A 25,682-nucleotide genomic window follows, 5' to 3' on the forward strand; every position below is an offset into this window, starting at 1 on the left:
TCCCCCATCGCGTCCCTTATGGTTGTTCGGTGCCCGTTCCGGCTTTCCGGTGCGCCGCGCGCAGCGTCGCGACCGCGCGGGATTTGCCGACGGCGCCCCGCGAGTAGCGCAGGGTCGTGGCGAGCTGCGCGTGCGCGGCCGACGAGCGGATGGCGTCGAGATCGGCGCCCGCGTCCTCGGCCTCGGTGATGGCGCCGGCGCGCGCATCCATGTTCCAGACGCCGTCCGGCACGCCGGCCGCGCGCGCCACGATCCGCCACTCCCGTCCGTAGGCCGATTCGGCGTAGGGGCGCCCGGCGATCTCGTCGACGATAAGCGGGCCGACGCGCTGTGCCGGCGGCACCCGCGCCAGCAGCGCGGTCACGAGGGGCGAGAGCTTAAGATCGTGCGCGGCATAGGCACCCGTCTTCGTGGTCGCTTTCCGGAGCACGAGATCCGCGGCGAGATCCGACCACGTCAGGCCGTTCTTCCAGCGTCGCCCGTTGAGGACGATGCCGGTAGTCCCCTCGCCTTTCGGGATCGGCTCCCATTCGCCGATCACGTCCTTCTGGCGCAGCACCGCTTCGAACTGGATCGCGGTGCCGAGCGCCAGCGACAGACGGTTCATCTCCAGAGCCGTCGCGACGAAGGCCTCGACGTGGGCAAGCTCCATCGCGATTCTGCGCCGCGCCGGCTGCTTGAAGCGGGCGCGCGCCAGAATCTCGTAGAGCCGCGCGCACTCGGGTAGCTCGGCCATGATCCCGAACGCGAACAGCTCGCGCAGCTTCTTGATGATGCCGTAGGCGCGACGCACCCGCTCCGGAGCGCCCGGCGCCTTCGGTTTCTTGGCCGCGTCATACCACCGATAGAAGTCGCCGATCTTGAGGGCGGCCAGCGAACGGGTGCCGAAGGCCTTCTCGATCAGTGTCAGGGTGTAGACGTCCTTATGCTGCGTGTTGTGCTTGAGCCGTTTGAACGGGCTCGCCTCGTCGGTTTGGTAGCGGCGCGACAGGCCGAGGATCGTGCCGTCGAACCGCGCGTCGGGCTGTCCGCGGTTGGCCGACCACTGCAGCATCTCAGCCTGGAGCCTGAGGCAGGCGGCCTCGATCAGGAGGCGGTCCGCCGGGTCGTCGAGGCTGTAGGGCAGACGTACGTTCTCCGGGCGGTAGCCGGCTTTCACCAAGTCGCTGCGGGCGCTCCAGTACAGGCGCCGGCTCCCGTCGCGATTCGGCTTCGATTTGAAGCCGGGAGCGTTGAGGTCAGAGGGCATCGAGGTTCTCCACCCCGTCGAGGGCGGACGCCTCGACGGTGGTGAGACCGTAGCGCTTGCGCCAGAAAGCATCGACCGCCGGCCAGAAGCGCCCGCCCATGACGGGATCGATCCTGGGCAGGCCGGCGCGCTCCAGCACCAAGGCCTTGGCGGCCCACTCGGACGGCGACTGACTGAGGCGGCGCGCGACCTCAGCCTCGCAAGGGAACAGGCCCTGGCGGCGGTGCGCGGCGGTGCGAGCGGCAGCTTGTGCCATGGTCTACCGCCCTCCCCTCTCGATCAGGCGCTCATCCGCGAGGTGCGGCCGACGCGCCAGGATCGCGGCCGGCGAGCGCCAGGACCGGCGCCCGGCGCGCTCGGCCACGTCCTCGGCCCGGAACCCGGCCGCGAGACGATTGAGCAGCCGCCAGACCTTGAAGCGGGTGGCCGTCACCCGGTCGTGGCGCAGGGCCATGAACAGGTCGTACAGCTCGGCCCCACGCTTGGCCCGGCGGTTGTTGAACGCCATGCGGCAGCGGTCGGAGCAGAACTCGGCCTCGGCGTTGGCGCTCGTGTGGAGCGTGCCGCACTCCAGACAGGCGCGGGGCTCCGGCGTGGGGGCGAGCTGATCGACGGACGCCTCCGGCGCAGCGTTCAAACGGACGGCGATCATGGCTGCGCCTCGCCGTTTAATCGGCCCGGCGGCGACAGGATCAGCCGCGTGCCTTCCCAGGTCAGGCGCACGCCGCCGGCCGGCTCGGCGAGCCGCGCGATGCGGGCGGCCTCGCGCTTCGACACCGCGGTGCGCACCGGCTCAGCCACGCCGGCGTAGGCCGGATCGAGGTGGAGGCAGATGAGATCCGCGCGGTCGATCGCGCGCGCGATGACGTCACGCACAGCGCGCCTCCATCTCGGCCTCGACGTAGAATCCGCGCTCCTGAAACCAGCGCAGCATTCGCGCCGCCTGCTTGCGGGCGCTGGCGTCGCGCGCTTGAACCGCGAAGCCGTGCTCCATCATCGGCAGGAGCAGCGTCACGGCCTCCGCCATAGAGCTGCCCTCGGCAAGGCTCAGGACGTCGCGCGCGAGCAGGTCTTCGAGCCAGTAGTAGTAGACCATGCCGAACTTGACCGAGGACTGATCCTCGAAGCCCATGGCGCGGATGCAGGACTGGCAGAGATCGGCGGTCCGGCGCAGCAGGCGCGAGCGGGGGCCGATGGCCAGCCCTACGAACGGTTCGCTGCATCCGGCGATGATGAGGTCGCGGAGCTGCTTCGTCTTGGCCGCGATCTCGGCCTGCGCCTCTACCGGATCCGGCGCATCCGGATCGGGTCCGAACACGTCGGCGAAGACGAGAGCGCCAACGAGCGTCGCTGGGATCGCGAAGGCCATACGGTCGCAATCGGTGAGGTACGCGGGCGGGACGTAGCCGGCCGCGATGCGGCGCTTGCGCTCACCCATGTCCCGCCTCCGCGTGCTTCCCATCGTCGACGTCGGTGCAAGCCGGGCAAAGGTGCTCGCCGGCCTCAGTGACGGACGGGCTGTCGAAGGTCACGACCTCGCGCGGGGCGATGTACAGCTCGCCACCGCGCACGGCGTCGGCAGCTAGATCGTCGAGATCCCAACCGTTCGGGATCGGATCGCCGCGTTCCATGACGACGCGGAAGTCCTTGCGGCAGCGGTCGCACTCGAAATGCGCGAGGACATGCTTGAGGGTCATTCCGCCACCTCGTCCGCATCAGGATCGCCGTAGAGGCGCAGAGCACGGCTGAAGTCGCGACGGCCCGAGCGCTTGAGATCGCGCAGCCACTGGCGGTGTTCGTCGTCACTCGCGGCCTTCGCCAGCTCGAAGTCGGAGATCTTCGCCTCGCCTGGCGGCCAGCCGAGCCAGGACAGGTAGCCGGTCTCCGGATCAGCCCAGGCGCAGACCCAGGTCTCACCGGACGGCTTGTGCAGGAGGGCGTCGCCTGTGCGGAATGGCGGCTTCTCAGCCATGACTCTCGCGCTCCTCGCGCACGGTGACGATCTCGGCTCCGGGGAAGCGCGCCAGGACCTCGCGGACGAACGGCTCGTCGGTGACCCGGCGCTTGCGGCGGTCCTGATCGGACCAAACCCGCGCGCGGCTGCACCACTTCGGGGAGCAGCGGTGGGGCTGGAGCGGGTCGCCGCACTGCTCGCAGCGGGCTTTCAAACGGGTGCTCATCGCGACACCTCCCCACGGGGAAGGTGGCAGCGGCGCTCGATCTCCGGCAGCGACCGGTCCGCGTCGCGATGGTCGCGGCGCATCACAGCCTGCCAGTCGCGCACGGAAGTGCAGAACCACCCGCTCGACGGGCCGTAGGCTTCTACCTCGATCGGGCCGAGAGCCGGTGTCGTCGCGATGGCGAGGGCGGTGCAGGCGAGAGCGGCGCGGACGATCACAGGAGCGCTCCCTCGGACACGGCCGGGGGCCTGATGATCCCGTCGACTGGCTTGCCGGCCTTGATTCGGATCTCTTCAATCGAGGCGACGATCTGCACGCGACCGCGCTGCTGCGCATCGAAGTAGCTGGCGCCGTAGCGATCGGTCTCGACCGCGCCAGCTTGGATCGCCAGAGCGCGCTTGCTCTTGACGATGTCGAAGTGGATCCACGAAGCGTCGCGGTGCTTGCCGAACGACAGGGTCGGATGACCCTGGATCCATTTCCGGGCGACGCCGATGCGGTCGACCATGGCCAGCAGATCATCGAGGCTGTCGGCCCAGAGATGGCACATCATCATTCGGCCGAACGGGAAGATCGGCTGGTCGACGTAGCAGGCCATCAGATGAGCCTCGCTACGGTGAGAATGACGCCGCCCCAGCCGTTCGATAAACGCCACGGGCGCCCGTCCGCGGCGAGATCCGCGTCCGCTTTTTCAAGGCTGCGAGCGAGGCGGCTCTCGCATTCCTCGCGGTACTCCCGCATCTCCTGAGCGCGCTTGGCGACCCACTCGGGCGACCAGCCGCGCACCGTCTCGGTCGAGCTGGCAGCCACCTCATCAAGCCAGGACGCCAGCATCGCCGGGAGCTTGGAACGGTCGAGCGTGGCAACCACGTTCGTCGTGCCGTTCTCCTCGTGGTCGCCGAGGAAGTAGACGTAGGTGGGCGGCGGCGCGCTCATGCGATCCGCGCCCCCGCCACCTCGATCGCCGGCACTTGGTAGCCGCTCTCCCGCCGCGCCCGGATCGCCTGGGCCTGCGCCACCAGCATCCGCCCCTCGACCCGGCCGGGCGGCAGGATCTCGGGCACGTGGTCGAGGCCGCCGATCAGGCGCCGCGCATCGTCGCGGTAGGCCTCGATCTCGGCCTCGGCAAATCCCGCCGCGCAGAGATCCGCGTAGGTGCAGGCGCCGGAGGACGCCTCCTGGCGCTGCATCACCTCGGCCATCAGCAGCACGCGGGTGATGCGGTTCTCCGCGGCTCTGGCGGCGCGAACCTGGGACGGGGACGGCATGGACAAGGACTCCAGGATGACGAGATCAGGGGAGGACAGGACGGCCGGCCGTCAGAACGGGATGTCGTCGTCCATCTCTTAGCCGGGGCGGTTCGGGCTGCCGGCCGGGATCGCGGGGCGAGATGCGCCGCCGGACTGGACGGAGCCGGGCGCGCTCTCGCGCGAGCGGGTCGTGCCGTAGCTGTCGGGATCGGGCGCGGGCCGGCGCTCGCTGTCGTCCAGCAGCGTCATCTCGCCGGCAAATCGGCGCAGTACGATCTCAAAGGCGGTGCGCTCGACGCCGTCGTTGCCCTGGTACTTGCGGCTCTGGATCTGACCTTCGAGGTAGACCTTCGAGCCCTTCTTCAAATACTGCTCGGCGATCTTGCCGAGCCCGTCGTTGAAGATGACGATGTTGTGCCACTCGGTGCGCTCCTTGCGCTCGCCGATGGTCTTGTCCTTCCAGCGCTCGGAGGTGGCGAGGCCGAAGCTGACGACGCGATCGCCGGCTGTCGTGTGGCGGACTTCGGGATCGCGGCCGAGCCGGCCGATGAGCGTGACCTTGTTGAGCATGGCGCGGTCTTTCGGTCAGTGCGCGTCGGGCGGCAGCGTGAAATCCAGGGCGGCCTGGGCGCGCTCGATCGCGCAGATCAGGTCGAGAAAGGCATTGGCGTCCCGCATCGCGCGGACGCGCTCGGAGGCTGTGCCGAGCAGCTCGTGGGCGAGCGCGACGAGCTGCACGGGCGAACAGGCGACGTCGCTGATCTGCACGCCGACGGCGCTCGCGTCGGGCTCGACCTCGGCCGTGGCGACGACGAAGCCGGCGGCCGGGCGATCCGCGATGCGGGTGTGGAACAGCGACAGGATCTCGGCTTCCTCGGCGGGACAGCGGTGCATCGCGCGGGCTCGTGGAGAATCGGGCGGGAAAGTGCGGGCGCCCGCAGCGTGAGCGCCCGCAGATGGCGTCAGGTCCGCTCGGGCTGGCCCTCGAAGGTCGGCAGCTCGGTCGCCTCACCGGCCTGTGCGAGGTCCTGACTGACCCGGTTCTGCAGCTCGTCTTCCCACCGGTAGAGCTGGTAGGACCACACGATCGCGCCACCCTGGACGCGGTAGCGCAGGCGCACCGGAATCCGGACCGGGCCGCCGTCGCGGAAGGCGCGCAACTGCACCATGAAGATGCCCGGCACCGCGATCTTCTCGCCGGACCGGTTCGTGTGCTCCTCGGCGAAGGTGATCTCGCCCTCACCCGAGGAGAGCCGGACCGAGTTCTTCACGCTTTGCCCGACGTGGATCTCCAGCGAGCGGGAGAGGTCGATCAGCTCGTTGGGCGCGGCAAAGGTCGCCTTGAACAGGCGCTCGAACTCGACGACCTCGGCGTCGAACGGCGAGGACAGTTCGGCCGCGTGATCCTCAAGGAACTGGGCGAAGACCGCCTGCTCCATCTTCTGGCCGTTGCCGTCGATCCACGCCTGGAACTCGACCGTGACCGGGAAGGCGTAGTGCACGCGGTGCTCGCCGTGGCGCGGCGCGTTCTTGTCGTCGTGGTAGTCGATCACGGCCGTGAGCGCGGGCTTCGGCCAATCGGTCTTGGCGAAGATCACAGAGCCCGCATCCTTGTGGCGGTTCACGAGGTCGATGAAGGCCGCGAGCGTGGTGACGGTCGCGACGCCCTTCCGACGCTCCGGACCGGTGCGGTACTGCTCCAGAAGCGGCTTGATGCCGGTGGCCGATTCGTAAGTGCCGGGCTTCATCAGCACCGGCACCTTCTCGGGTAGACCGTGGCCGAGGCCGCTCGTGTCGATCAACACGATCTCGGCTTTTTGCCCGGCCTTGGTCAGCTCGGCGATCGCAGTGATCGCCGCCGCTTCGCCGGCGACGCCGTGCGGCGCGCCTTCGCGGGACGTGGACGTGGAAGCCCCCATAGTGGTCTCTCTCCTGTTGGACCGGTTGCTGGGATCGGGTCAGGCCTGCTCACGGTCGCGCTCGGGCGCGGGCCGGGGGCCTGAGAACATGTCGACCTGGGAGGGATGCTGGACGGAGAAGCCGCCGTCGGCCGCCCAGAACGGCGTGCCGGTGAAGCCCTTCTCCTCGGGCAGCTTCGACTTGACGGAGGGCGTCACCTCCAGTCGGCCGTCCTGGTAGGCGACGTTGAGCGTCAGCGTGATCGTCGCCTTGCCCTGACCCTCGGGCAGCGCTTCGAGCGTCTCCAGGGTCTTGGACAGGTGCTCGTCGCACTTCTCGACGAAGCGGCCGCGGCTGAGCACGGGCAGGAGGTCGTTTAAACGGCGGATGGGTCGGGACACGGGACTGCTCTCCGGTGAAGGCTCAGGACGCGCGGCGCCCGCTCTGGAGCGCCGGCAGGTGGGTGCGGAAGGCGCTGATCAGCCGGTCGGTGACCTCGGCCGGCGGCAGCCAGCGCCAGACCTTCGGGCTGGGCTGGATCGCGGGCGCCATCGCGTCGATCGCCCACGGCCGGGGCGCGGGCCCGCGCCGGTAGAAGTCCCGTCGCTCAGTGGCGAGCGCGCGCAGGTCCACCAGCTTGACCGCCTGGGCCGTGAGCGCGTCGGGGCGCTGCAGGCCGGCGGCGGCGTAGATCACCGCATCGTGGCGCGCCTCCAGCTCGCGGCGCACCGTGTCGATCGCGTCGGCCACATCGGTCCCGCGCTCGCCGCCGAAAAGATCGCAGGCGATCCAGCGCGTGGCCTCCTTCATCGGCGTGGTGACGTCGCCGAGCCGTGCCTCGTGGCAGTCGTGCAGGAGCCAGTGCGCGGCGACCGATGCCGTCGGGCACAAGTTGAGGCCGATCAGCGTGTGCAGGCCGACCGACACCGGGGTCAGGCTGTTGCCGGACGAGCGGTTGAGGTGGGACAACGCGTGGGCGATCTCGGCGAAGTCGACCTGGATTGGAGACGGGGTTGCCAGCTCGACGGGCAGGCCGTTGCAGGAGGGCATCCAGGTCATCACGCGACCTCCTGGGCGAGCTGCCGGGCCCGCATCGCTTCAGCCGCCGCGTAGAGCGCCTCGATCCGCGGCTCGAAGCGGCGCGCGATCGGGGTCGGCCAGAGGTGGATAGAGCGAGTCACGGCGATGAGGGCGCGCTGCGCCTCCGCGGCCATGCCCGCGTCGAGGAACTCGCGCGCCAGCCGACAACTGGCCCAGGCCATCAGCGCGCCCTGCGCGGTGTCGCTGAGCGGCACGTGGTCGAGCGCGCCGAACATGAAGTCCTGATCAAGGACAGGGCGTCCGGACAGGCGCACCGTGCCGACGGCGGCGAACAGGATCTCACGCGTTTGCCCGGCGGGGTGCAGCAGGACCTCGACCAGCGCGGCGGTCGGGAGCGGCGCGACCCAGGCCGCGAGATCGCCGCCGGGCACGCGAGCGCCGCGCAGGTTTGCGGCCAGCCGTTCGAGGAAGCGAGCGCGTAGGGTATCGACGAAGGCGACGGCGTTCATGGGTGCGGGCTCCCGCGCGAGGGGACGGAGCGGCGGTGGTGCGCGCGGGATTGATCCCGCAGGCGGTGGCGGAGATGCGCGTGGGCGAGCCAGGCGGCGCACAGGGTGAGGATCAGCCAGCCGTGCATCAGCGCATCCTCCGCAGACGATGCGCGGCGATGGCGGCAGTGTCGGATGCGGGAATAACGCTGACGGTGAGGCCGGCGGCGGGGTCGCTGTGCGTGCCGCAGGCGATCAGATCGGCGAGCAGGATCCGCTTCTCGGCTTTGCTCAGGCCGTTCTGGTCGAGGCAGAACCGCTCGAATGGGATCGCCGCGCCGCCGTTGACGGAGACCAGTGTGCGACGCCCGACGTGGTAGCCGCCGTGGCCGTTGCGCTCGGCGCGCAAGCTCGGGCCGTCCGCGATCGGACTGTCGAGCGGGACCAGAACAACGCGGACGAACGGGTCATCGCTGACCTGCAAAGCGTCCAGGATTTCACGGCGCGGAACAGCGGTCGGTGCGAGGCCGGCGGGATCGAGCATAGCGGGCTCCATCGCGGAAAGGCGATGGCCGCAAGTTGTCACCGATATGGTGACGAGTCAACTCATTCGTCACCAAAAAGGTGACGCGCAGCGCGCCAAGGCGCATTACAACTTTGTGGAAAGATCAGCGTCCATCCACAGCCTAAGCGTGAGGCCGGTGTGGTGATGGCCCACACGACCGAATCTTCTGCTCGGGCGGCGGCAGACTGGCCATATTATGAGCCATATCGAGGTGTCCTTAGGATCCGCAGCGCCAGATGTAGTTGCGGCCATCTTCCGCCATTGAGGCGTTGCAATTTCTCGTCATTTCGCCCAGCAGCTTGTGATGCAAGCGTACATAGCCGGTCAGCCTGGTCGCGCTTTCCTTGATCAGCACCACTTCGTCAACGGAATAATTCTTATCGGCGTTGAATTTGTCACGGATGCTGTTTTTGATCTGTTGGACATCCGCCTCGGAAAATCCAGACGGCGAACAGCAGGACAAGGCGATCGTCGCGCAGACAGCGGCGAGCAAGCGGCGCATTCTCAAAGCCTCTACTTTGATACTGAAATTTGTGAGCGCTGAAGAAGCGGTAGATCGGCTATTTCAAAGCGGCTGACCTTTCGGCAAGCCATCTCCGCTTCTCGGCGCTTCAGGGCCGCCGTTCTGTTTCTTCGCTAGCTCAGCTCGCGCAGTGACGACGGCACTGATCATCTTGTTCCGCATCTCAGCGACCTTACGGTTCACGATCTCAGACGCCTGTTCACGCGTCATATCGAAAGCGGCCACGCCGATCGCGATCCGACGCTCGGCGAGTTTGCTACACCGATCCAGCGCCACGTCCACAATCGTGGGTGCACTCTCCGCCGAATAGGGAGTGATATCGACAAGCGCTGCCGCAAGGCAGTTCTCATGTGCCTCGACTGCCTCGGTGACGAGCTTCTTTTTCGCGTCGAGAGTGTCCGAGTCCTGATTTGCACTGCTTGCGGCAGGAGGTGTGGGTGTCGGTCCAAGCGCAGCCAACGCCTGTGTCGCTTCAGCATCCCCGGGCTGGCGAACAAGATAAGCCAGGAGATCCGACCGCGCGGCCGCTGGCTCGCCGTAGCGCGCCAGAAGCAGGCCGCGATCCTTCAAGAGGCCGGCGTTAGATGGGTCGAGGGAGATCGCTGTGGTGAGATCGCTGTAGGCGTCGTCTAGCCGCGAGATTTTTGCAAAAATCTTGGCACGATCAGCACGGAGGCCCGCATCTTTGGAGTCCAGGTTGATGGCGCGTGTAAAATCCGCAAGTGCAAGATCGAAGCGGCCCATGGCGTCGTATACGAGCGCACGGCCGCGCAGGACGAATGTGTATCCGGGGGCCAGCCGCACGGCCGCATCGGCGTCTCGAAGCGCCTCTGGGAGTCGGCCGAGCTGACGCAAGGCATTCTGCCGGTTGTCGTAGTATCCCGCGACGTCAGGGTTCAGCCGTATAACCGCGGAGAAATCGCGGATCGCTTCGGCATATTGGCCCAGCTCGACGTTAGCTAATCCGCGTCGGTTGTAGGCCCGTAGCAAGGCGGCCCGATCGTTCACGCGCGCGATCACGTGGCTGCACGCAGCGATCTTGCCAGCCGCAGAAGCGGCCCTGCAGTCCCGTGTAGCCTCATCAAGCGCGCCAGCTTGGGCCTGCCCGACAAAGTACAGTAGAGCGACGCCGGTTGCGAGACCAGGCAGGAGCCGACCAACCTTCATCGCGTCGCTACCTCGCTATACGCTGCGCCGCCTCTGCGACGGCTTCTTCAGGCGCGCGCCGTTGGCAGCTTCCACTTGGATGCGCCGTTCAATGATGCGCCATTCATCGGCTGGGATGATCGCTGCGATGCGAGCAACCCATTCGACCTTGACGTCGCGCATGGTCGGATATGCCTGGTTGAGGCTGATCAGATCGAACAGGTCTGACCTTGATCCCTGGTGCAGGATCTTGAGCTGACGCCCATGCTCGACGGTGCCGACGGCCACGCGCCGGCCGATGTGCTGGGCGACGTCTTGAGTGTGCGCCCGGCAAATGATCACGGTGTCCGGTTCGAAGATCGGCAGCATGGAATCGCCGACGACTTGATAGGCGATAGAAGCGTCCGGGACTTGAACCATGGTCTCGACTTCATATTGTACGCTCGGTTCGGACTGATCGGTGGAAGTATCGATCGCACCACCTGCGCCAATCCGACCGCCAAGAAAGACACGCGTCGGCGCGGCCTCAGTCAACAACAGCAGCGCTGCGGCCGATGTGTTGAGAATAGGTGCAGCGATATTCGCAACTTCAGGCGGCAAGCGACGCTCTCCCTTTGCCCAACGCGAAACATCTTGCTTCGTCTGATTGAGACGACGGGCAAGCTCAGTGGGGCCCATTCCGGCGCGCTCCATCGCGACGGCCAGCCCATTGGGGAATTTCTCAGTCACGCGAGAGAGCATGTCGCCAAGGCGGTGACGCTGCGAGCATCCAAAATGGTGACCGCCTCTTGCAAGGTCACCGATTTGGTGACACTCTGGCCGCCATGAAGCTGTCGGCCTACCTCGGTGAGCACGCCATCTCCGATTCTGCATTTGCGGAGCGGATCGGCGTCACGCGCCAGTCGCTTTGGCGATACAAGTCCGGCGAGCGCCGACCTGATTGGGACGTGCTGGAGCGGATCGCACAAGAGACTGCAGGTCACGTCACCCCTAACGACTTTCTCGATGAGGCGCCGCCGGTAGTTCCTGACGCGCATGCTTCGGATTCCACACCCCACCCCCACCCCGAGGGAGTGCGGGTGTGATGGAACACCTTTCAGCGATCGCTCAAATGCGCGCCGCCGAGCGGAGCGGAACTGTTACTTTGACCGGGACGGTGATCGTGTTCGGCTCGCCGGCATCCCAGCGGCCATGCAGAACCACTTCGACTGCAAGTCGGACTTGCTGCTTGCTCATTGACCCATGCATGGTGGCCACTGGTTCAATCGTGAGCACTCGGTCGCTTACCTGCGGCGTCGGAGCATCGGTTGCATCGATGCGCCAATCAAAGCCGATTGTTGTGCCTCTCCCCCGGATTTGGAGCGCGTCTGGACTGGAAGACGGAATGAAGCGCCATCCGTTTGGCGCTCGGAGTTCTGCCCAATCCAAGAGCAGTGCCCGGTCCCGCGCATTGTTCACAGCGATGGTCAGTAGAAGCCCGGCGGGCGTTATGCCGTCGCCGGTCCACTCTGCGCTCATGGTGGCCCAAGGATTCGACCGCCGACGCTCCTCAGCATCTTTCTTCCGTGCGTCGAGCCAATTTAGGAATGATACAGCAGCGCTGAATGTTGAAACGACAGCGGCATACAACGCGATTGCTTGCGTTATCCAGTTTGGCATTAGTGCGCTTTCTAACATGCACTCGTTTCGGACCCCCCATCCCGAGGGAGTGAGGGCGTGAGCCGCTTCTCAATGTTCCTTCGCGATCTGCTGGGTCCTGGCCTCGCGGATCACGTTGAAGCCTTCGCGGCCCTCGCGCAGGGTGGCATCGATCACCGCTCTGGCGTCGAATTCTGGAAATTCGTGTGCGCTCTCCAGCGCGCCGGCCATCAGGTCGATGGCCTGCCGCTCAATCTGGGCGATGTCATGCTCGGTAAGGCGCTTACGCCGACTGGCGGCGGTGATGTCGCCGTACACGCGCGTCCAGAAGGCATGCGTCAGGAAGCTGTACATCTCCTCGGGGGTCTTCGGTCGCATCCGCGGTTCCTCGCTGCCCTGTTGGCGCTCCTGACGCCCGAGGCTTCGTTAGCACTTCGCCCTCAACCCGAGGGAGTGCAGACGTGAACCACAGCGATACTCCCATCCTCATCTCTTCGCCCGCCGACCTTCCCGAGGTCTCCTCAGTCGGCGGCGAGGCGGCGACCGGGGCGATCCCCTCACGATCCCCGGCCGCCCGTCTGATCCCTGATCCGTTCGGTACCTCGACGCCCGATGGAGCCTTGCGCCTGTCGGTGTTCCGTCCGTTCGGCCAGCGCACGCTGCGCATCGAACTCGGCGGCGTCGCGTACGACGCCCTCGTTGACGACGACACGCGCGATTGTCTGATCACCCTCCTGACCGAGGGCGCGCGATGACGCGCCCGGTCGACCAAGCTCCGCTGGCATCTTCCCTGGCAGCGGAGGCGCCAGTTCGGCGCGCGAGACTCGAGACTGGCCGGAGCCGGGGGGCTCCGGTCCTTTTCGGGGATCCGCCCAGCCGCCGCGCCTTGCTCGTCGGTCTGCTCGCCACCGCCGTCGCGCCCGCTCTTCCGGCACCGCTCGGATCGTCCGTTCCGCGCGTCGCCTCCGGCTCGACCCTGTCCCGCGTGACAGCCGAGGGCGATGCGTGGCTCTCCTATCGACGCGCCCTGCTGCGCGAGATCTGCGACGTCCTGCAGATCGATTGCGCCGCTTTCACGCGTGACCACAGCGAGGCGACGGCGGCTTGCCTCCGCGTGAGGCTCGCCGCCGCCTGTTCTCAATCCCCGATCGCGTCGGCGGGAGCCCGCCAAGGTCTGCCGACCGCGATCATCAAGCCCGGAGCCGCGTCCTGAGATGGCCGCCAGCTCCGTCATCGCCTCTCCTTTCCGGTCCGCTGCTTCTCCGATGCACACAGCATCGGAGAAGCCTGTGCGACAGTCACACGGAAATATCGGACAGTTGTCCGGTTTGGATCAGACAATTGTCGCAGAACGTGTGGTCGCGTTCCTCAGGCAGCGGCACCCGCACAGCACCGCCAAGCACGTGGCGCGCGACCTCGACATCTCCCGCGAGACCGTCGCGAAGTGGATCGAGCGCGGCTCGGCGCCGAACGCCGAGGGCATCCTCAAGCTGATTGCGGTCTATAAGACCGACCTGCTGATCGCGCTGCTCGGTGGCGCGGAGCAGTGGCTTGCCGTCGCTGCGTGGCACGAGCGCCGCGCCCGGTTCGAGGCCGAGCAGGCGGCGTTCGTCGCCGAGATGGGCCCGCTGCTGCTCGGGGAGGATCGGCCGTGATCCGCCCCCTCACCTGGCTCTGGCATCAGGCCCGCGGCAACCGTTGGATGCGCCGCGCCGAGCGCATGGCGCGTCTGTCGCGCGAAGCCTTCATCGATAACCGGATCAGCGCCGAGCGCGCCCGGGCGCACTTCACCCGCGCCGACGAGCTGTATCCGCCGCCGGCCCGCGGACCGCCCGATCTCGTCGAACTGGCGGACGGCGATCGAGCCGCCGCCCAACGCGACGGGCCACAGATCCGCTGAGCGGACGGGCCGACGTCTCCCGCCACGTCAGCGCGGGATCGATGACCTCGGGGGCTGATCCGAGACACGCATCGCACGACCCGCGGCCCGAACTGGCCGGCGGTCGGCTTCGCTGTGTCCGGTGACCTCCCGAGGTTCCCCGCAACCCCGCACGGGCGCACGCCATGGCCAAGAGACGGTCCGAATCCGAACCTCGCCCCGCTCGCATCGTCGACGCGCGCCGCCGTCGCGAGCGAGCGTTGGATGCCCGCGCCGAGCGCTCTCGCGCAGTCAAGGCCGGCGCGGAGGCCGAGACCGCGCCGCTTCCGCCGACGCGTGCGGAATACCAGAGAACCCAGCACGCGCTCCACGTTGCCAAGGGCGTGATCCAGCGCCTGACCGTCGAGCTGCGCGAGGCCCGCGCGGCGTGCCACGCAGTGGACCTCGCCCGCGCCGACGTGACCGTCAGCCTCGACCGCCTGCATGGGCGTTACGCCGATTCGCTCGACCGCCTGCTCGCTGCCAACGCTCGCATCGCGGCGCTGGAGGCGCAGAACGCGAACCTTCGGACCCGAGCCGGCCGCGGGGGCGCCCATGGCTGATCTGGCCCAATCCGTCGCCTTCGACGCCTGGATCGACGAGGCGCGCGCCGTCGACCTCGTGGGCTACGCCCGCGCCCGGTCGCCCGACCTGCGCCGCCAGGGCTCCGAGTGGGTCGGACCGTGCCCGGCCTGCGGGGGTCGCGACCGCTTCTCCGTGGCGCCGCGCAAGGGCGTGTTCCACTGCCGCGCCGCCGGCCGCGGCGGCGACGTGATCGCGCTCGCGCAGTACGTCGAGGGCCTGGACTTCCTCGGCGCGGTCGCGAGCCTGACCGGTCGGCCCGCGCCGGGCCGCGACATCGCCGAGACGCCCGAGGACCGCGCCCGGCGGCAGGCCGCCCAGGAGGCGCGCCAAGCGGCGGTCGCGGCCGAGGCGCACGCGCGTAAGGTCGCCGAGGACAGCTTCCGGATGGCGGAGATCAAGCGCGCCCGGAAGTTCTGGGTCGCGGCCGGCCCGGTCGTGCTCGGTTCCGCCGCGGCCGCCTACCTGCGTCAGCGCGGCGAGCTGATGGCGCCGCCGGGCGCGCATCTGCGCTTTTCGCCCGCACACCCCTACGTCCAGCCCGGCCACGGCGGACGCCCGCACCGGGTGCTCCACGTCGGCCCTGCCCTGCTCGCCGGCCTGACCGGCGCCGACGGGCGGTTCTGCGGCGTGCACCAGACCTGGATCGACCTCACCCGCGCTGACGGCAAGGCGGTCGTCCCCGACCCGGACACCGGCGAGATCCTGCCCGCCAAGAAGGTTCGCGGCTCGGTCCACGGCGCCCGCATCGAGCTGGTGCGGGTCGCTGAGCCGCACACCCTGATCCTCGGCGAGGGAATCGAGACCTGCCTGTCGGTCTATCAGGCGCTCAGGGCCCGGGATCTGCCGCTCTGGCGCGAGGCCGCCGTGTGGTCGAGCGTCAGCCTCGGCAACCTGTCGGGCCGGGCGCTCGACCGCGTGCGCCACCCGAGCCGTTTCGACGCGCGCGGCCGGCCGGCGCTGACCCGTGGCCCGACGCCGGATCTGGACAGCCAGTGTCTGGCCATCCCCGACGCCGTCGACCTCGTGATCCTGCTGGGCGACGGCGACAGCGATCCCTTCGACACCGAGATGGCGCTCACCCGCGCGCGCGCCCGCCTCGCCCGCCCCGGCCGGCACGTCGGGATCGCCTGGGCCGAGCCCGGCCACGACTTCAACGACATGCTCCGGAGCGCCGCCTGACATGGGTGCCCACGTCATGATCCTGCCGCCGATGAACCCGGAGATCCGGGCGGGCGGCCTGCCGATCCGGCTGCTCGCCGAGGACGCGATCCGGCGCGCCAAAGCAGCGATGGCCAAGCACGCCGCACCCGCACCGGTGCCGGCCGCCCCGGTCGAGCCCCCCGAGCTACCGCCCACCGAGGAGGTGGCCGAGCCGCCGCCCACGATCACGCCGCTCACCGTCGTCGCGGTGGTCGCGGTCGCCGCACCCGTCGTCCCCGTGGTCGCTCTGGAGCGCACGCTGCGTGGCTTCACGATCCTCGACCTCTACGTCGAGGCGCGGCGCACCGCGATCGACCTCGCCATCGAGGCCGAGCACCTGGAAGGTCTGGCCGCCGGACGCACCTACGGCGACCGCTCGCTGCTGCCGGGCTTCACCACCCCTGAGAGCTACCGGATCGCCGCCTTCGAGGCCAAGCGCCGGGCCGAGATGGCCGGGGCCACCGCCGACTTCCTGCGCGGCATGCTGGGGCACGAGGGCGCGCTGACAGACCTCTTGTCCGGACGCTCCGATGTTTGAGCGATACACAGGTCAGACAGATGCATTCTTAAGCTTCCTTGCTGTCCAATGCTTTGTTAGCGAGTTCAACAGCTTGGTCATGAAAGGCGATCGCAGCTGTGCGAAAGCTACTTACAGCCCGTTCAGCCTCAACCTCGACCTCCCGGTCTCTTTTTGGCCGGCGCTCCTGTGCCGTAATCACGAGATTAACGCTGATTTGGCTTGCCATGTTTGCGTTTTTGGACTGCAAGAAATTAATGAACTCGCCACAGCTTCTTATGTAAAGATCGGCATAGTCTGCGAATTTATTGAACGGTCCCTCAATTTTCGTATGAAATCTCAGGCTGGAGGCCATAGAAGTACCCCTGTCGAGCGCCTCTTGAAGATAGTTTTTCGTGATACTTTTAGATGTAATTATTTTCTCGACCTTATTAGTTGTGTTTCCAGCGACAACATCTTGCTGAAGGTTTGGATCAGCAGCAATAGCAGCCATCGCTTCGATCGCTTCCCCATTCCAGATTGTTGCTTCGTTAATCGCACGGGTGATCTCAAGGTACGCCAAGTTCAATTTTTCGGCTGCATCGACCTGAGATCGCAATTTGTCCAGATTATCGAATGCAATCTGCGAGCGTGTAAGCGTGATTTGTTTCTCCGTACGAGAAATCTGCTGCCAGACCAACTTTCCTGCATACAAGGCAGCGAAGATTGCCGCGAAGGCACTCAGAAGTGTCTGGTAGCGATTGAGCCAAAACTCTGTACATGCAAGGCCGCCTTGAGCGAGCGGCCGCATGCCCGGCTCTTTATCTGCCGTCAGTGCCGCTCCGCACAGGTGCGCCCCGCCCAGCAGGAACAGCATCAGGAGCACAAGCGCGACCGCACCCCAGCGCAACCTATTATGAATTGTCATCTTTTAGGTCGCCTACATCTCTGCCGTGCGGGCGGCATCATCGTCGCCGCCTGTCGCGCCCTCCACCGACCCCGGCCGATAGGCATCCAGCGCCACGTAAGCTTCCGTATCGGTCAGCCCGACCCGCTCCATGTCGGTCAGAAGCGCGAGAATATCGCCATCGACCGGCTCGCCGGCCTCTTTGCGCGCGATGAGGCCGTTGACCATCACCAGGTCGGTGTTCGGCTCGTCGGTGAGGTCGGTCGTCGTGGGAATGGGCATGGCCACTCTCTCGGAGGATGGCCCCGGGACCTAGAGCGGCGCCGCATCTCCGACCACTCGCGGGCCGGAACGCTAGCCGAAATCCGCGTCGTCGAGGTGGATCCACCCGTCCGTGGCCCCCTCGCGCTCGTGCTTCTCAGCCGCCGCGTCCTCCACCACGAGGCGGTAGCGGCGGAAAAGGTCGAGCGGATCGAAGGGCTGCCCCTCGACGGCGAACAGGTGGTGCAGCGCCTCGAACGTCACCCGACAGGGGACCAGAGCGTCGCCATCGAGCATGGCGAACCGGACATGCGCCCCGGTCTCTCGGTCGATAACCGCCGAACTGGATGCCGCGTAACTCTCCAGCGCCATCGGTCGCCTCCCGCGTTCGAGGCGACGAGCAAGCCGACCTCTTTGCCGATCAACCGGCGCCCGCACGCCCGTATCCAGTGAGCCCGCCGTGAGCGCCGACGACCCCACTGACCGCATCGCCCGCATCATCGCGGACGCCGCCGAGCCTGAGCTCGACGCCGTCGATGACGTTGGCGCGCCCTTCGACGATGTCGCCGAGGGTGATTCCGACGCCCCCGTTCCGGATGAGGACGGCGACGCGCCCCTGGTTCCGCGCGCCATGGGCTTCGACGTCGAGCGCATGAACCAGGAGTTCGCGCTCGTGCTGATGGGTTCGAAAGCCGTGATCATGCAGCAGCAGAGCGAAGGGCCGATCGAGGATCGGGTCAAGCTTCTTACGCTCGACGCCTTCCGCGCGTGGTTCATGAACCGGCCGACCGAGCATCTCGACAAGGACGGCAAGATCAAGCGCACGACCTGGGCGGCCGCGTGGCTCGTCGCCCGGTCGCGCCGCCAGTATCGCGGGATCGAGTTCTTTCCCGATCCGGACAATGCGCCGAACACGGAAGGCTACTTCAACCTGTGGCAGGGCTTCACGGTCACGCCACGCGCGAAATCCGGCGGATACTCGATCTTCTACGATCACCTGCTCACGAACGTCTGCGGCGGCTCGAAGACGCTGGCAACCTGGGTATTCGGGTGGTTCGCCCACATCGTGCAGCGCCCGCGCGAGCGGATTGGCACGGCCCTCGTCTTCCGGGGCAAGATGGGCACCGGCAAGTCGACGATCGGCGAGGTGATGGGCTCGCTGATCGCCAGCCACTACTTCCTGGTCGACGATCCCCGCTATCTCGTGGGCCAGTTCAACGCCCACATGGCGAGCTGCCTCCTGCTCCAGGCCGACGAGGGCTTCTGGGCCGGCGACAAGGCCGCCGAGGGGCGCCTCAAGGGCCTCGTGACGGCCGAGACCCAAATGATCGAGAGCAAGGGCGTCGACCCGATCCGGCTCAAGAACTACGTGCGCCTCCTGATCACCTCCAACAACGACTGGGTCATCCCGGCCGGCAAGGACGAGCGGCGGTTCGGCGTGATCGACGTCGGCGACGGATGCGCGCAGAACGGGGAGTATTTCGCGGAGCTGCACAAGCAGCTCGCCGACGGGGGCCGCGAGGCGCTGCTGCACGACCTGCTGCACTTCGACTTGACCAGCGTGAACCTGCGCCAGATCCCGAAGACGGAGGCGCTGCTCGAACAGAAGCTGCGCTCGCTCGACGCGGTCGAGAGCTGGTGGTTCGAGCGGCTGGCCGCCGGCACGCCCACAGCCAAGATGGAGTACTGGCGCTGCGACATGCCGATCGACGAGATGTTCGATGACTACATTGCCTCTGCTGACAAGATTGGGATCAAGCGCAAGTCCGAGATCACGAGCTTCGGCATCAAGATGCGCCGTCTCGTTCCGGGGTTAAAGCGCGAGCGCCTCAGCGTAAGCGACGGCCACGTTGGTCTCAAACGCCTGTGGTGCTACGTGCTGCCGCCGCTCGATGACGCCCGCGCCCTGTTCGAGACCGAACTGTCTCAAGCTGTGGCTTGGGATGACGATCCGAAGCCTGGAGAGACCGGGAGCTAAGGGGGGAATCGCCCCATCCCGGTCGCCGCTGTCCCACGTCGAGGTAGGACAGCCGAGGGAGGTGGGTCAGGCTAAGCCATTGATTTAATTGGTCGCGTCCTACCTGTCCTACCTGTCCTACCTTTTTCGCGCCCGCGCGCGCGAGATGCGTTCACCCCTTCCCCCCCCGGTCTCCCGCGGCGTCGATCCGGCGCGATCAAACTTGATTCACGGGAGAAATAGGTGGGACAGGTGGGACAGGTAGGACGCGACCAATGAAATAAGCGGGTTAGCCTGTCCCACCTTCTTTTTTGATCTTCGAGAGGTAGGACAAGGTAGGACAGAACCGCCGCGACCGAAGCGGCTAAGCTTCTGAAAGCCTTCGATAATCTTCCCGTTTTACGCTCGTATCACGGTCCGCGCCGCAACCCGCCCGCGCCGAACCGAGCGAGGCTCACCATGCGCAAGCGGATCGGGATCGAGGCGTTCTTCAAGTGGGCCTACCGCGACGAATTGCCGAAGGCACAGTGCGAGGAAGGTGACGTCGGGCCCGCCGGGTTCGGTTCCGGCATGGGCGGCGTCATCGCGATGGCCGAGGTCGGCGCGCTCGTCGACTACGCCCGCGAGAACGCCTGGGGCGTGATCCCCGACCGCTACGCCAAGGACGATCCACACCCGGACGCGATCCGTGCCGCAGTGGCCATGGCGAGCCTGGATGATCTGGAGCTATGCCTGCCCGACGACTGGAATCCGATCACGGATCTGGGCGACGTCGGACTGATCCACCGGGTCGACTTGGATGCCGGCCGGCTCGGCCGCGCGGCGGTCGATGAGGCGCTAGCCGATCTCACGACGGTCGACGCGAAGGGCAACCGGCTGCTCAAGGGCGGGGTGCGCCGCCTCGTGATGCGGTTCGCTGTGCTCAACGGCGAGCCGGGCTGGGAGATCGAACGGCCGTGGGTCAAGTTCGTCTGCGTCGGCAAGGGCCGGCCGGGCTGGTTCCGACGCGAGATCGTCCAGGGCGCGGACGGTCCCTACGAGATCGAGGTCGACGGTTTCGACCGCAAGCGGCGCATGCCGCACCCGGACGCCTACAGGAAGCCCTACCTCCACCCGAACCCCGTTGAGGGGATCTACGACCGCGGCCTGCACGAGGTGTACGTGGCTGCGCTCCACCTCCTGCACGCTGAGCTTGTGGATAAGCTCACGGGCTACGCCCTCGAACTGCCGAGCCGGCCCGCGCGGCCGTGGGTCGACGACGCGCCGTGCGAGCCCCGCATTCTGCTCGGCGCAAAGCCTACTCCGCTCTTGGAGCGCGTGGACGATACCCCCATGCCAGAGACCGATTTTGCCGCGCCTGCAGGCCTCCCCCGCGCCCACGCGCGGCCCATCCGCAAAAATTCGCCCGTTCGGCGCGTGGCGGTAGCTTGACAGTTCGACAGATGTTTTGATAGCAACGGGCTAGGGTCTTCATGACCTGAACAACCCCGTCGGTTCGCCCGGCGGGGTTTTTCGTTGCGCGGGAGGCCCGCCATGAGCTGCCGCTGCGGCGAGCGCCGGGTCGCTCTCAAGGGGATCGCCCGCGCGGTGGTCCGCGCCGACGCGAGCACCGCAGCGCAGAGCGCGCACACCATCGCCCGCACCCTCAACCGGGATGCGCAGGATCTGGCGGCCCGCCTGACGCGCCGCCGGCCCTGACCCAGAGACATTCGAGACGCCAGCCAACGGCCTCCTCACGCTGACAGCGGAGGCGCACGGCTGCGCCCCTCGGCCGCCCGATCCACGGGCGGCCGAGGGTTCAACACCCCCACCCGGGGCCCCTCCGGGCGTTGCGGGCGCGCAACTCTGTTGCAGCATTGTTGCAACCCCCCCCTTCGCGGGTCCCTCCCCCCTCGGTCGGCCACACGGCCATTAGAGGCGCGGGCCCTTTCCAGTGAGGCAGATCAGAAATCAGGGCTAACGATGCTAACGGACGGACCTAACGGGGCTAACAGCCCTCCGCGGGCCGTCATGCTCACGATCGCCGAGCTGGCGGCCCGTGATGGCGTGTCGAAGCCCACCGTGTCGATCGCGGTCAAGAAGCTGATCGAGCGTGCCGGTCTCACGGTCGAGCGCGATGCGCAGGGCCGCGTCGCCCGGGTGAACGCCGCCGAGTACGACCACCTCCGGGGCCGCTACGGCGACCCCTCGAAGGCCCAGGCTCCGGCTCGCGCCGACGCGCCGGCTGCCGACCCGCCGCCCACGGCGCCGATCAAGGCCGCCGACGGCTACGACGAGGCGCTGCGGCAGAAGACCTGGATCGATGCCGAGACCCGGCGCCTCGACCTCAACGAGAAGCGCGGCAACCTCGTCCGGCGCGACCGGGTCACCGAGGCGGTGGGCGCCGGGATCATGATGCCGATCAACTTAGTGCCCGGCACCGCTGGCGGTGGCGGGGGCGGTGGCGGCGGACTGATCCAGCGCGCGAGCTTCGGCGGCGGCGAGGGTGGCCTCGACGGCATGATCCGTCGCGGCGGCCTCGGCGGCGGCGAGGGTGGCGGCGGTGGCGGCGGTGGCGGCCTTGGCGGCGTCCGTATCGGCGGCGGTAGCGGTCGAGGCGGCGGCGGCTTCGGCGGCGGTGCCTACGACGGCAACTATACCGGCAACGACGGGCGCCGCGCGGCGCGCGGGCGGATGTCGGCAGACGGTGCGGCCAACGTCGCGTCTTGGATGGAGTTCTTCCGTCGCCCGGTCGATCAGGGCGGCATGGGCTACACCGAGGAGCAGGCGCGCGGTCAGATTGCCATGATGCAGGGCGAGTCGGGGCTCAACCTCGACCCGGCCTCGAAGGGCGATCACAATCGGGCCGGCGTCCCGCAGTCGTTCGGAACGGTGCAGTGGAACCGGGCGGCTGGACGCTTCGGAAAACTTCAGGCCCTCGCCCAGAGCATGGGCAAGGACTGGACCGACCGCGGCGTGCAGCAGCAGATGTACCGCCAGGAGATGATGGGCGCCTATCGAGGCGTCTATGATCGGATCCGTCGGGCGCAGACCGGAGAGCAGTCTCTCGGGGCCGGCATTTCGGGCTACGAGAACCCGAAGCACCACGACCTCGCCTACGCCATCCGCAAGCCGTTCCTCGACCGCCTTCGGCGCGGCGGCGTAACCGCGGCCAAGCCGGGCGACGGTGAGCCTCGCCTCGTGAAGGGCCTCGACGGCAAGGAGGGGCTCGACCTCGGCAACGGCACCATGAAGATGCCGGACGGGTCGATCCGCTCGATCATCCCGGCGGCGCCAGTTGGCGGGATCGGGGGTGGCGGCGGGCGCGCCGGCCTGCAGGCCGCGGCCGACCGGATGCACGCGGCGGCCGAGCGGTTCGAGCAGGCGAGCTTTCACGGTCAGATCGAAGTCGTGGCCTCCGGCGGCATGCGCCCCCGGGGAATGCGGATCAAGAGCCGTGGAGCTGTGACGGCCGACATGGGCGTCTCCATGCCGGGCGCCAAGGAGAGCGACGACGATTGGACCTGAGGGAGGCCGGCTGTGCTGAACATCACCGCTCAGTCGGCCGGCCTCGGCGCGATGAAGCCGCTGGAGGCGTTCGGCGCCCGCTTGCCGAACGCACAGGCCAACGTGCTCAACCGCGTCCTGACCCGCACTCGCAACGTGGTGGTGCCCGCGATGGTGCGCCAGACCGGTCTGTCCAAGCGCATCATCGCCAAGGCGGTCCGCACCTACCGGGCCTCGCCGCAGAACCCGAGCGTGGTGCTGCTCACCCGCGGCGGCGAGGTGTCGTTTCGCTTCTTCGGCGCCCATGAGGTCGCGGGCGGCGTCGAGGCGACCGTCAAGGGGCACAAGGACTTCGTCGAGGGCGGCTTCCGGCGCTCCGGCCCGAAGGGCGGCCGGCGCATGGTCGCGAAGCTCAATCGGCAGGTCTACGTCAACGTCGATGGCAAGCGCTGGCGCGGCCAGATCCGTAAGGAAAAGACCGGCGTGTTCATCCCCTATGAGTTCGTTGCGGGGGAGACGGCCAAGGCGTTCTGGCGGATCGTCGACAGCGACCTTCCCGTCGAGGTCGAGGCCGAGCTGATGAAGCTCATGGGCCAAGGGGGGCGGTGAATGGGGCGCGACTGGACGCAGACCATCCCGGGCGCCTCGTTCAAGGGCTTCCCGTTCCACGTCGAGGACGAGGGCACCGACGGCGCCGGCCGCCTCGTCGCCCTGCACGGCTACGCCAAGGCCGAGACGCATGGCACTGAGGACATGGGCCGAAAGGCCCGGACCTTCCGCGTCGCCGCCTACATCGTCGGCGACGATGCCGACGTGCGGGCGCAGGCCTTCATCGAGCGGTGCTCGACGCCCGGCCCCGGCCTGCTCGTCCTGCCGATCACGCCGAGCCAGATGGTTCGGTGCGTCGGTTGCGCGACGAACAACCGTAAGACCGAGATGGGCAAGGTCGCCCTCGACCTCAAGTTTCTGGAGCTGGGCTCCGAAGCCGGCGGGCCGCCCGCGATCCCGCTGGGCGACCGCATCGCGCAAGGTCTGCTCGACGATCTCGCCGACACCGTCGCAGACGCGATCAGCGCTTTCGTGCCCGACGAACTCGCCGGGCTGCTGCCGTTCTAGCCGCCAGGAGTTCCGATGGCCTCGCCCCCGTCCTCGGCCGTGGCCGGTGCGTCCGTGGCCGCGACTGCGCTCGCCGACGTGCTCGCCGGTCTCAGCCGCACCCTGCCCGTACCCGCGGAGTCGGCGCGGGCCGGGCTGTCCACCGCCCGCCGGATCGGCCTGATCTGGGCGCCGCGGCTGCTCACCTTGCGCGACGCCGCACAGATCGGTGCGGCTCTGGTGTCGGCGACGCAGGCGCTCGCCCGCGACGCGGCGCCCGGCGATGCGGCGGCGTCCCTGTACGCCGCTGCGCTCGCGACGCGATCCTGTGCGCCGTCCTCGGCGTCGCCGGCCCTGACGCGAGCCTACGGCCTCGCGCGCGCCCTGTGTGTATCCTTGGAGGCCGCCTGCCTCGGCGAGGCGTTCCTCGCGGAGGCGCGCTCCGATTTCGGGGATCGTCAGGCCGCGAGCGCCGCACGCGACCGCATCACGGCGGCACTTGACGCCGCAGTCGACCGCGTCGCCGCGGCGCTGGGGCAGCCGGCCGCCTTCCTGCTCACCTCCGCGGCCGGGCACCCGATCTCGCCAACGACCGGATGACGCTCGCGATCGCTCTCTACGGGCGCGATGGCGGGCGCGTCTTCGCCGAACGGTTCGACCTGCTCTGGAAACTCGCGATGGGGGTCGCCTGATGGCGGGCTACACGGTTCGCTCCCTCGGCCAGCTCGCGGCCGAGGCGAAAGGCGCATTCACCCAGGCCGTCCAGGGAACGGCCGCCAAGCTGCTCCCGAGCGTCTGGCGGGTCGAGGCCAAGGTACTCGCCCTCCTCGGCTTCGAGTTGGAGCAGCGCCGCGCGTGGCTCGTGCGCCAGATCTTCGCCTCGACGGCCGACCGGCTGTGGCTGATCCGGCACGGGTTCGAGCTGGACCTCCAGCCGTTCCCGGCCAACACGGCGCTCGGCTCGGCGACCTTCCCGGCCGCGGTGGGCGTGCCTGTCCCGGCCGGCCTGCAGTTCTCCCGCGCCGACGGGGCGACCTACACCAGCGTGGCGGCCGTGACGCCGACGGGCGCCACCGTGTCCCTGCCGATCGAGGCCGATGCGCCGGGCGCTGCCGGAAACTGTGACGGCGGCACCGCGCTCACCCTGGTCGATGTCGACGACGCGCCGGACGGTTTTGGGGGCGCGGGTGCGGTCGATACGGCCGCCGACGGATCCGGCCTCGCCGGGGGCGCCGACGCCGAGGAGACCGAGGCTTTCCGCGCCCGGGTGCTGGCGCGCAAGCGCCGGCTCGCGCAGGGCGGCAACGCGGGCGATTGGGAGGAGTGGGTCCGCGAGGCGCTGGGCTCCACCGTCGACCGCGTGTTCGTCGACAGCTTCCAGAACGACGCCCGCGCGGTGTGGGTCGCCTTCACGGTGACCGATCAGCCGAACGGCATCCCGACGCTGGCGCAGATCGCGATCGTCCAGGCCTATATCGGCGATCCGGTGCGCCGGCCGGTTCAGGCACGGGCCTTCGCGGTGCCGCTCACCCCCGTGCCGGTGCCGGTGGCGATCGGCAGCCTGAAGCCGGACGCCCCGGCGATCCGCGCCTCGATCGCGGCCGAGCTCGCCGCCGTCTTCGCCGACCGCGCCGAGCCGGGGCGCCCGTCGCAGTCGTTCATCCTGTCGCGCTCCTGGCTCGACGAGGCGGTGAGCCGCGCCACCGGCGAGGACAGCCACATCCTGAACCTGCCGGCCGGCGACCCCGTGTTCACCGCCGGGCAGATGCCGGTCTACGCCGACCCCGTCTACTCGTGA

Annotated in this window: 42 protein-coding genes; 15 read left to right on the top strand and 27 right to left on the bottom strand. The window is 68.1% G+C overall.

What is annotated here, in order from left to right; translation table 11 throughout:
* Positions 1–16: 16 nt before the first annotated feature.
* The 22 genes from MCBMB27_RS12525 to MCBMB27_RS29565 form a co-directional block, all read right to left on the bottom strand.
* Positions 17–1,249: an integrase gene (locus tag MCBMB27_RS12525; protein WP_075380540.1), complete on the bottom strand. Its 1,233-nt coding sequence runs from the start codon at positions 1,247–1,249 to the stop codon at positions 17–19.
* Complete coding sequence (locus MCBMB27_RS12530; RefSeq protein ID WP_075380541.1) at positions 1,239–1,505, bottom strand: hypothetical protein; 267 nt, start codon at positions 1,503–1,505, stop codon at positions 1,239–1,241. Before MCBMB27_RS12530 ends, MCBMB27_RS12525 begins: the two co-directional genes overlap by 11 nt.
* A gap of 3 nt (positions 1,506–1,508) precedes the next feature.
* A complete protein-coding gene (locus MCBMB27_RS12535; RefSeq protein ID WP_236952959.1) occupies positions 1,509–1,901 on the bottom strand; it encodes a DUF2116 family Zn-ribbon domain-containing protein in 393 nt (130 codons plus the stop codon).
* Positions 1,898–2,125 carry a hypothetical protein gene (locus MCBMB27_RS12540; protein ID WP_075380542.1) on the bottom strand — a complete coding sequence of 76 codons (228 nt, stop codon included), beginning with the start codon at positions 2,123–2,125 and terminating at the stop codon, positions 1,898–1,900. Before MCBMB27_RS12540 ends, MCBMB27_RS12535 begins: the two co-directional genes overlap by 4 nt.
* Positions 2,118–2,687 carry a hypothetical protein gene (locus MCBMB27_RS12545; RefSeq protein ID WP_083683492.1) on the bottom strand — a complete coding sequence of 190 codons (570 nt, stop codon included), beginning with the start codon at positions 2,685–2,687 and terminating at the stop codon, positions 2,118–2,120. The genes MCBMB27_RS12540 and MCBMB27_RS12545 overlap by 8 nt, the downstream gene beginning before the upstream one ends.
* A complete protein-coding gene (locus MCBMB27_RS12550; protein WP_075380543.1) occupies positions 2,680–2,946 on the bottom strand; it encodes a hypothetical protein in 267 nt (88 codons plus the stop codon). Before MCBMB27_RS12550 ends, MCBMB27_RS12545 begins: the two co-directional genes overlap by 8 nt.
* Entirely contained in the window at positions 2,943–3,221 is a 279-nt protein-coding gene (locus tag MCBMB27_RS12555) for a hypothetical protein (RefSeq protein ID WP_075380544.1), read from the bottom strand. Before MCBMB27_RS12555 ends, MCBMB27_RS12550 begins: the two co-directional genes overlap by 4 nt.
* The gene (locus MCBMB27_RS12560; RefSeq protein WP_075380545.1) at positions 3,214–3,429 is read right to left on the bottom strand and encodes a hypothetical protein; all 216 of its coding nucleotides are present in this window, start codon (positions 3,427–3,429) and stop codon (positions 3,214–3,216) included. The genes MCBMB27_RS12555 and MCBMB27_RS12560 overlap by 8 nt, the downstream gene beginning before the upstream one ends.
* Positions 3,426–3,647, bottom strand: a complete 222-nt coding sequence (locus MCBMB27_RS12565; protein WP_075380546.1) for a hypothetical protein — start codon at positions 3,645–3,647, stop codon at positions 3,426–3,428. Before MCBMB27_RS12565 ends, MCBMB27_RS12560 begins: the two co-directional genes overlap by 4 nt.
* Positions 3,644–4,084 (bottom strand): DUF4031 domain-containing protein, encoded by a 441-nt coding sequence (locus tag MCBMB27_RS12570; protein WP_236952960.1) that lies wholly within the window; start codon positions 4,082–4,084, stop codon positions 3,644–3,646. Before MCBMB27_RS12570 ends, MCBMB27_RS12565 begins: the two co-directional genes overlap by 4 nt.
* A complete protein-coding gene (locus MCBMB27_RS12575) occupies positions 4,027–4,365 on the bottom strand; it encodes a hypothetical protein (protein ID WP_075380548.1) in 339 nt (112 codons plus the stop codon). Before MCBMB27_RS12575 ends, MCBMB27_RS12570 begins: the two co-directional genes overlap by 58 nt.
* Positions 4,362–4,697 carry a hypothetical protein gene (locus tag MCBMB27_RS12580; RefSeq protein ID WP_075380549.1) on the bottom strand — a complete coding sequence of 112 codons (336 nt, stop codon included), beginning with the start codon at positions 4,695–4,697 and terminating at the stop codon, positions 4,362–4,364. Before MCBMB27_RS12580 ends, MCBMB27_RS12575 begins: the two co-directional genes overlap by 4 nt.
* Before the next feature lie 78 nt (positions 4,698–4,775).
* Entirely contained in the window at positions 4,776–5,249 is a 474-nt protein-coding gene (locus MCBMB27_RS12585) for a single-stranded DNA-binding protein (protein WP_075380550.1), read from the bottom strand.
* Between the two features lie 15 nt (positions 5,250–5,264).
* Entirely contained in the window at positions 5,265–5,573 is a 309-nt protein-coding gene (locus MCBMB27_RS12590; RefSeq protein ID WP_075380551.1) for a hypothetical protein, read from the bottom strand.
* Positions 5,574–5,641: 68 nt separating this feature from the next.
* On the bottom strand, positions 5,642–6,598 hold the full coding sequence (locus MCBMB27_RS12595; RefSeq protein WP_075380552.1) for a DUF2303 family protein: 957 nt from the start codon (positions 6,596–6,598) through the stop codon (positions 5,642–5,644).
* Positions 6,599–6,637: 39 nt separating this feature from the next.
* Positions 6,638–6,979: a hypothetical protein gene (locus MCBMB27_RS12600; protein WP_075380553.1), complete on the bottom strand. Its 342-nt coding sequence runs from the start codon at positions 6,977–6,979 to the stop codon at positions 6,638–6,640.
* A 22-nt stretch (positions 6,980–7,001) separates the two neighbouring features.
* Positions 7,002–7,637, bottom strand: coding sequence for a hypothetical protein (locus tag MCBMB27_RS12605; RefSeq protein ID WP_075380554.1), 636 nt, complete (start codon positions 7,635–7,637; stop codon positions 7,002–7,004).
* The gene (locus MCBMB27_RS12610; protein ID WP_075380555.1) at positions 7,637–8,128 is read right to left on the bottom strand and encodes a hypothetical protein; all 492 of its coding nucleotides are present in this window, start codon (positions 8,126–8,128) and stop codon (positions 7,637–7,639) included. The genes MCBMB27_RS12605 and MCBMB27_RS12610 overlap by 1 nt, the downstream gene beginning before the upstream one ends.
* A gap of 127 nt (positions 8,129–8,255) precedes the next feature.
* Positions 8,256–8,651: a hypothetical protein gene (locus MCBMB27_RS12615; RefSeq protein ID WP_075380556.1), complete on the bottom strand. Its 396-nt coding sequence runs from the start codon at positions 8,649–8,651 to the stop codon at positions 8,256–8,258.
* Positions 8,652–8,889: 238 nt separating this feature from the next.
* Positions 8,890–9,174 carry a hypothetical protein gene (locus tag MCBMB27_RS12620; RefSeq protein WP_075380557.1) on the bottom strand — a complete coding sequence of 95 codons (285 nt, stop codon included), beginning with the start codon at positions 9,172–9,174 and terminating at the stop codon, positions 8,890–8,892.
* A 63-nt stretch (positions 9,175–9,237) separates the two neighbouring features.
* On the bottom strand, positions 9,238–10,203 hold the full coding sequence (locus MCBMB27_RS12625) for a tetratricopeptide repeat protein (protein ID WP_159020330.1): 966 nt from the start codon (positions 10,201–10,203) through the stop codon (positions 9,238–9,240).
* A gap of 174 nt (positions 10,204–10,377) precedes the next feature.
* Complete coding sequence (locus MCBMB27_RS29565; protein ID WP_139231595.1) at positions 10,378–11,070, bottom strand: S24 family peptidase; 693 nt, start codon at positions 11,068–11,070, stop codon at positions 10,378–10,380.
* A 59-nt stretch (positions 11,071–11,129) separates the two neighbouring features.
* On the opposite strand from MCBMB27_RS29565, the gene MCBMB27_RS12635 reads away from it, so the two are divergent.
* A complete protein-coding gene (locus MCBMB27_RS12635) occupies positions 11,130–11,426 on the top strand; it encodes a helix-turn-helix domain-containing protein (protein ID WP_335633092.1) in 297 nt (98 codons plus the stop codon).
* A gap of 22 nt (positions 11,427–11,448) precedes the next feature.
* On the opposite strand, the gene MCBMB27_RS29570 is transcribed toward MCBMB27_RS12635, so the two are convergent.
* Together MCBMB27_RS29570 and MCBMB27_RS12640 are read right to left on the bottom strand one after the other, a co-directional pair.
* Complete coding sequence (locus tag MCBMB27_RS29570) at positions 11,449–12,018, bottom strand: hypothetical protein (protein WP_139231594.1); 570 nt, start codon at positions 12,016–12,018, stop codon at positions 11,449–11,451.
* Between the two features lie 51 nt (positions 12,019–12,069).
* Positions 12,070–12,357, bottom strand: a complete 288-nt coding sequence (locus MCBMB27_RS12640) for a hypothetical protein (RefSeq protein WP_075380561.1) — start codon at positions 12,355–12,357, stop codon at positions 12,070–12,072.
* Positions 12,358–12,440: 83 nt separating this feature from the next.
* Between MCBMB27_RS12640 and MCBMB27_RS12645 the strand changes: the two genes are divergently transcribed.
* From MCBMB27_RS12645 to MCBMB27_RS12675, 6 genes are all read left to right on the top strand, one after another.
* A complete protein-coding gene (locus tag MCBMB27_RS12645) occupies positions 12,441–12,734 on the top strand; it encodes a hypothetical protein (RefSeq protein WP_075380562.1) in 294 nt (97 codons plus the stop codon).
* Positions 12,735–13,193: 459 nt separating this feature from the next.
* Positions 13,194–13,634, top strand: a complete 441-nt coding sequence (locus tag MCBMB27_RS12655; RefSeq protein ID WP_139231593.1) for a hypothetical protein — start codon at positions 13,194–13,196, stop codon at positions 13,632–13,634.
* Positions 13,631–13,879 carry a hypothetical protein gene (locus MCBMB27_RS12660; RefSeq protein ID WP_075380565.1) on the top strand — a complete coding sequence of 83 codons (249 nt, stop codon included), beginning with the start codon at positions 13,631–13,633 and terminating at the stop codon, positions 13,877–13,879. Before MCBMB27_RS12655 ends, MCBMB27_RS12660 begins: the two co-directional genes overlap by 4 nt.
* A 239-nt stretch (positions 13,880–14,118) precedes the next feature.
* Positions 14,119–14,460, top strand: a complete 342-nt coding sequence (locus MCBMB27_RS12665; protein ID WP_075380566.1) for a hypothetical protein — start codon at positions 14,119–14,121, stop codon at positions 14,458–14,460.
* Positions 14,453–15,661 (top strand): DUF7146 domain-containing protein, encoded by a 1,209-nt coding sequence (locus tag MCBMB27_RS12670; protein WP_075380567.1) that lies wholly within the window; start codon positions 14,453–14,455, stop codon positions 15,659–15,661. The genes MCBMB27_RS12665 and MCBMB27_RS12670 overlap by 8 nt, the downstream gene beginning before the upstream one ends.
* A gap of 1 nt (position 15,662) precedes the next feature.
* Positions 15,663–16,220, top strand: a complete 558-nt coding sequence (locus tag MCBMB27_RS12675) for a hypothetical protein (protein ID WP_075380568.1) — start codon at positions 15,663–15,665, stop codon at positions 16,218–16,220.
* Positions 16,221–16,248: 28 nt separating this feature from the next.
* Here MCBMB27_RS12675 and MCBMB27_RS29575 read toward each other — a convergent pair whose 3' ends face one another.
* The 3 genes from MCBMB27_RS29575 to MCBMB27_RS12685 all read right to left on the bottom strand — a co-directional run bounded on the left by MCBMB27_RS29575 (position 16,249) and on the right by MCBMB27_RS12685 (position 17,718).
* The gene (locus MCBMB27_RS29575; protein WP_139231592.1) at positions 16,249–17,055 is read right to left on the bottom strand and encodes a hypothetical protein; all 807 of its coding nucleotides are present in this window, start codon (positions 17,053–17,055) and stop codon (positions 16,249–16,251) included.
* Between the two features lie 63 nt (positions 17,056–17,118).
* A complete protein-coding gene (locus tag MCBMB27_RS12680) occupies positions 17,119–17,367 on the bottom strand; it encodes a hypothetical protein (protein ID WP_075380569.1) in 249 nt (82 codons plus the stop codon).
* A 72-nt stretch (positions 17,368–17,439) separates the two neighbouring features.
* Positions 17,440–17,718 carry a DUF1488 family protein gene (locus MCBMB27_RS12685; protein ID WP_075380570.1) on the bottom strand — a complete coding sequence of 93 codons (279 nt, stop codon included), beginning with the start codon at positions 17,716–17,718 and terminating at the stop codon, positions 17,440–17,442.
* A gap of 88 nt (positions 17,719–17,806) precedes the next feature.
* Here MCBMB27_RS12685 and MCBMB27_RS12690 point away from each other — a divergent pair, with 88 nt between their 5' ends.
* The 8 genes from MCBMB27_RS12690 to MCBMB27_RS12720 all read left to right on the top strand — a co-directional run bounded on the left by MCBMB27_RS12690 (position 17,807) and on the right by MCBMB27_RS12720 (position 25,682).
* Complete coding sequence (locus MCBMB27_RS12690) at positions 17,807–19,324, top strand: primase-helicase family protein (RefSeq protein ID WP_075380571.1); 1,518 nt, start codon at positions 17,807–17,809, stop codon at positions 19,322–19,324.
* A 438-nt stretch (positions 19,325–19,762) separates the two neighbouring features.
* Positions 19,763–20,734 (top strand): hypothetical protein, encoded by a 972-nt coding sequence (locus MCBMB27_RS12695; RefSeq protein WP_075380572.1) that lies wholly within the window; start codon positions 19,763–19,765, stop codon positions 20,732–20,734.
* Between the two features lie 102 nt (positions 20,735–20,836).
* A complete protein-coding gene (locus MCBMB27_RS29580; RefSeq protein WP_159020332.1) occupies positions 20,837–21,001 on the top strand; it encodes a hypothetical protein in 165 nt (54 codons plus the stop codon).
* A 312-nt stretch (positions 21,002–21,313) separates the two neighbouring features.
* A complete protein-coding gene (locus MCBMB27_RS30925; protein ID WP_075380573.1) occupies positions 21,314–22,810 on the top strand; it encodes a phage tail tip lysozyme in 1,497 nt (498 codons plus the stop codon).
* Between the two features lie 12 nt (positions 22,811–22,822).
* Positions 22,823–23,398, top strand: coding sequence for a hypothetical protein (locus MCBMB27_RS12705; RefSeq protein WP_075380574.1), 576 nt, complete (start codon positions 22,823–22,825; stop codon positions 23,396–23,398).
* Positions 23,399–23,905, top strand: a complete 507-nt coding sequence (locus MCBMB27_RS12710) for a DNA circularization N-terminal domain-containing protein (RefSeq protein WP_075380575.1) — start codon at positions 23,399–23,401, stop codon at positions 23,903–23,905.
* 15 nt (positions 23,906–23,920) lie between these two features.
* Positions 23,921–24,484, top strand: a complete 564-nt coding sequence (locus MCBMB27_RS12715; protein ID WP_075380576.1) for a hypothetical protein — start codon at positions 23,921–23,923, stop codon at positions 24,482–24,484.
* A gap of 91 nt (positions 24,485–24,575) precedes the next feature.
* On the top strand, positions 24,576–25,682 hold the full coding sequence (locus MCBMB27_RS12720) for a baseplate J/gp47 family protein (protein ID WP_075380577.1): 1,107 nt from the start codon (positions 24,576–24,578) through the stop codon (positions 25,680–25,682).

The organism is Methylobacterium phyllosphaerae, assembly GCF_001936175.1.
In the GTDB taxonomy this organism is placed as follows: domain Bacteria; phylum Pseudomonadota; class Alphaproteobacteria; order Rhizobiales; family Beijerinckiaceae; genus Methylobacterium; species Methylobacterium fujisawaense.